Here is a 4,021-nt window from a genome sequence, read left to right on the forward strand (position 1 = left end):
CGCAAATCAAATCATGGAGCAAAAATGAGATATATTTTCGGGCCCGTCGCCTCGCGTAGGTTCGGGCGCAGCCTCGGCATCGACCTAAGCCCGCAGCGCAAGCAGTGCAACTTCAACTGCGTCTATTGCGAGCTGGGCGCGGGCAAGCCGATGAGCGCGATGAGCGAGCCCTGTGAGATCGGCCCGGTCATCGCCGAGCTGAAAACCGCGCTGCAAAGCCACGCGGGCATTGACGTCATCACGATCACGGCAAACGGCGAGCCTACGCTACATCCGCGCTTTGCAGAACTCGTAGACGCGCTAAAGGCGCTAAATCTGCCGCAGAAGCTGCTCGTTTTGTCAAATGGTTCGCTCGTGCGCGAAAACAGCGCGGCGTTAGCGAAGATTGATATTTGCAAATTTTCGCTAGATAGCGTGCTTGCGAAAAGCTTTCGTAAGGTGGACGGCCCGCACGCAGGCATTAGCGCCGAGGATATCGTAAGCGCGATCGCGGATTTTGCGCGCGAGTTTCACGGCGAGCTTGATATCGAAATCCTAGTCGTGCGCGGGCTAAACGACACGCAAGAAGACTTTGCGGCGCTGAATGCAGCTCTGGCGCGCATCAACCCGCACCGCGTCGATCTCGGTACGATCGATCGCCCGCCCGCATACCGCGCAGAGGGGGTGAGCGAGGCGCAGCTGCGCTATCTGGCTACTTTCATCGAAAATCAAAACGTAAATATAATCGCCGCGCCCAAATACGCAAGCGAGCGGCTGAGCTTTAGCGAGGACGAGATATTGCATACTTTGGCACGTCGTCCGCAGCGCACTAGCGACGTGGAGGCGATGTTTGACGAAAAAAGCGCGCAGCTTTTAAAGCGTCTTGCGGATGCTGGCAAGGTTGTTTTCAGAGACGGTTTTTACGAGATCGCAAAAGGCTAGGGCGTTAAATTTTAAAAGCTCTTTTGCGGCGCGGCAAGGGAAGGGCTTACATTTAGACCTCGCGTCGCAAAGGGTGCTGCCGCACACCGAGCTAGAGAGGCGGCGCAAGGAGGGTTAGCGTTTAAATTCGGCGCCGAGTTGCGCCGCTGCCGCAAAGATGCTAGCATGCCCAGTTTTAGGAAACGCTGCTGCCGCGGCGTGCTGATCTTTAAATAGGCTAAGTGCCGTTAAATTATGAAATTTATACACACGGCGCAAAGATACAGACCCCAAACGGCGCTTTTTGGGCGCCGGTGGATTATTAAAGCAGGCCTAATGGATGGAAAAAGCGGGCTTAGGGCCGCGGGAGATCGTGAAATGTGCGTCTTTAAATTTAGCCCGCTTACCGTGCTTGCTTGGGCTTTTTGTGTTCATTTTGGCGGATTTTAATCGTCCGCGCGTCGAATGCGCGCTCATGCACGATACTGCGCGCTCAAAGAGCTGCGATCGGATAGTATAAACGCCGTGAAATTTTATCGCATACTTCGGTCTTTAAATTTAAAATTTAGCCCGCAGAATTTTGATTGCACCGAAATTTTAACATAGATCGCGCTAAAAGCCCGCGTCATAAATCATCGCGGCCGCTAAAATTTTAATTCGCACTCGTTTTGTCGCGATAAAATTCTATGAAATTTTTTGAATGCTGGCTGCAAAATTTCAAGCCATTGCGCGCCTTGCGGCGATGCCGAAATTTTAACGCGATATAATTTTGCAGCGGAATTTTACGTCGCTCGGCATATCCGCCAGAGCGAGCTTTAGGCGATAAAATTTGGGCAGAGCTGCGGGCAAAATTTTAAATTCCAAAGTAAAATTCTGCCCGTTAATCTAGCGCGCGACTATTTCGTCGATCCAGTCAAAAAGCTCCTCAAGATCGTAATCGCCGGCGTGTCCTTGTCCCCAAGGCACCGCAAAATCGACGTTCTTACCTGCGTTTTGCAAGCTAAGCGCCAAAATAGCAGGGATCGCAAGCGCGGTATCGCGATCGCTCGCGCCGTGTCGGATGCGGTAATGCTTCGCGCCGTTTTCGTTGCGTACGAAGCTCATCACATCCATCATCTCTACGAGCTGGGCACCTGCGATTAGCACCCCTTTGGCGGGGTCATTCATCGCGCTAAAATCCGTAAAATGCGCCGCGTTAAATTTAGCGCCGCCAAACAGCTCGTTTTCGGGATTTTCAAGCGCGAAGCCGTCAAATGCGGGCGGGGTCTTGGCGCGCGGCTCGGAGGTCGCGTAGCCCCAAAAAAGCATATGCGATTGCGATGCGTCGTCCTTGATCTTTGCAGCGAGGTATAGGGGCGCCTTCGCGCGCGGATTTTTCGCCGCAAAATTAGCAAAAGAGGCCGATATGAGTCCGTTTATGTAGTCTTTGAAGCTGCCGTCGCCGTTTTTATCCAGGCTTAGCGCGCGGCTGCCTCCGTCCTTTAAGCTTAGCGAGTTCAGATAGGCGGGGAATTGCGCCTTTAGCTCGTCTGAAATTTTAATTTGCGCTGCGCTTAGTTTGCCGCTAATCGTTTTGCGTGCGGGCTTTGCGGCGCTTTGATCCGCGCCTTTTTTGGAATTTTTTTCAGCGCCGCTAGAATTTTCGCCCCGCTCGTTAAATCCCGCTGCATCAAGCCCGCTAAAATCCATCTTTTCATATTCGCTCTGCGCGCCGAACATCCACTCATACGCCGCGTCCGCGTGCTTTAGATTTGTGATCGGGCAGTATGCGGACGCCGCGTAAATTTTATCGCTTGCCTTTGCAGCGCCTAGCTCCTGCAGATACGGCTCGTACGCGGCCTCGTCCCCGCTCGCTCCTAAAAGCGCCGAGAGCGCTCCGCCCGCGCTCGTGCCGTTTGAGATGATCCTGTTCGCATCCCCCGGCATTGCCGCGTCGTTAAATTTCAGATACCGTACGGCGGCTTTTAGATCGACGATCGCTGCGGGTGCCTTGCCGATATAATCGCCGGTTGCGCTCTTTAGCGTGCGTCCGCGCACTGCGGGAGCGGCTACGACGTAACCGCGCGAAAGCGCCGTAGCGATCGCGTTTGGCTTGCCGCTTTCGTCTATTTTGACCTCGCCCGCTTCGCCCGGCATGTAGCCGCCCACGCCGTTTGGCAAAAATATCGGCGCGCTCGCGGCGTCAAATTTGCCGCTCTTGCGCCCCTCAAAATACTGCTGCGGGATGAAGATATTCATGCTCTGATAGTGCGTGCTTACGGGTTTTGCGACGTAGATTATGTTTTTGTAAGCGCGGAATTTTATCTTTTTGCCGCCTACGGTTACGCTTTCTTGCGTAAAATTTGCGGCGTTAAATTTCAGATCTATTTGCGCGCTCTGCGTCGCCGCAACCTCGGTGTTTAGGCTTAGCGCGCCGCAAAGCATCGCGGCAGCGCCTAAAGCAAGGGATTTTTTACTCATTGGCATCTCCTTTCTATTTTGATATCGCCGTTTTTTAGCCATTCAAGCAGCTTAGTGACAAAGCTAATTTTAGCAAAACTCGGCGAATACTTAAATCCGCTGCGCGCCTAAATTTTGAAATTTAAACGCAAAGGCAGCTGCAAGTTGAAAGGAATTTTAAACTCGAAGTGTTATTTTGGTGGGTATTGCAGGCCGGTGCCGTAAATCCGGCTGCATTAAATTCTGCTCGTTAATTTATAAGCTTGAGCTGCGTTTCGAAGGCGGATTTGGGGTAGAGGCCGATGAGTTTTTTGATCGCTTTGCCGTTCTTATCGTAGATCACCGACGTGGGGGTGCCGAAAATGCCGCCTACGATGGATTCGAAGTATTTTACGGAGTTTGCACCGCTGACGCTTGGGAATTTTATCCCCTTTTCGCGAGCAACCGCGGCGTCGGCTTCCAGACCTTTACCATCGCCTAAAACGCCGATAATTAGCGCGTCGCCATTAGCTTGCAGCTCGTTTAGCGCAGGTACTTGGGCTTTGCACGCGCCGCAGCCGCTAGTATAGAAAAATAGCACAAGCGGCTTGTCGTTGCCCTCGATCTTTAGTGTGCGCTCGGAGGGGTCGAACTTGGAGGCAAGCGAGGTGCCGTCGCTGCTTAGATGGTGCTTCCATCCGTC

3 protein-coding genes are annotated in these 4,021 nt (G+C 52.9%); 1 reads left to right on the top strand and 2 read right to left on the bottom strand.

From position 1 onward, the window contains the following. The first annotated feature begins 24 nt into the window (after positions 1-24). Positions 25-921 carry a radical SAM protein gene (locus tag Q0274_RS08440; protein WP_298028924.1) on the top strand — a complete coding sequence of 299 codons (897 nt, stop codon included), beginning with the start codon at positions 25-27 and terminating at the stop codon, positions 919-921. Between the two features lie 864 nt (positions 922-1,785). On the opposite strand, the gene Q0274_RS08445 is transcribed toward Q0274_RS08440, so the two are convergent. Beyond that, positions 1,786-3,360, bottom strand: coding sequence for a subtype B tannase (locus Q0274_RS08445; RefSeq protein ID WP_298028925.1), 1,575 nt, complete (start codon positions 3,358-3,360; stop codon positions 1,786-1,788). Positions 3,361-3,589: 229 nt separating this feature from the next. Beyond that, positions 3,590-4,021 (bottom strand): TlpA disulfide reductase family protein (locus tag Q0274_RS08450; protein ID WP_298028926.1); only part of this gene is annotated, 432 nt, incomplete at its 5' end.

This window comes from uncultured Campylobacter sp. (assembly GCF_937973075.1).
In the GTDB taxonomy this organism is placed as follows: Bacteria; Campylobacterota; Campylobacteria; order Campylobacterales; family Campylobacteraceae; genus Campylobacter_B.

What these genes read in the sequence shown, in the direction of transcription:
- Q0274_RS08440 (WP_298028924.1), top strand. Translation starts at nt 25, where the DNA reads ATGAGATATATTTTCGGGCCCGTCGCCTCGCGTAGGTTCGGGCGCAGC.
- Q0274_RS08445 (WP_298028925.1), bottom strand. Translation starts at nt 3,360, where the DNA reads ATGAGTAAAAAATCCCTTGCTTTAGGCGCTGCCGCGATGCTTTGCGGC.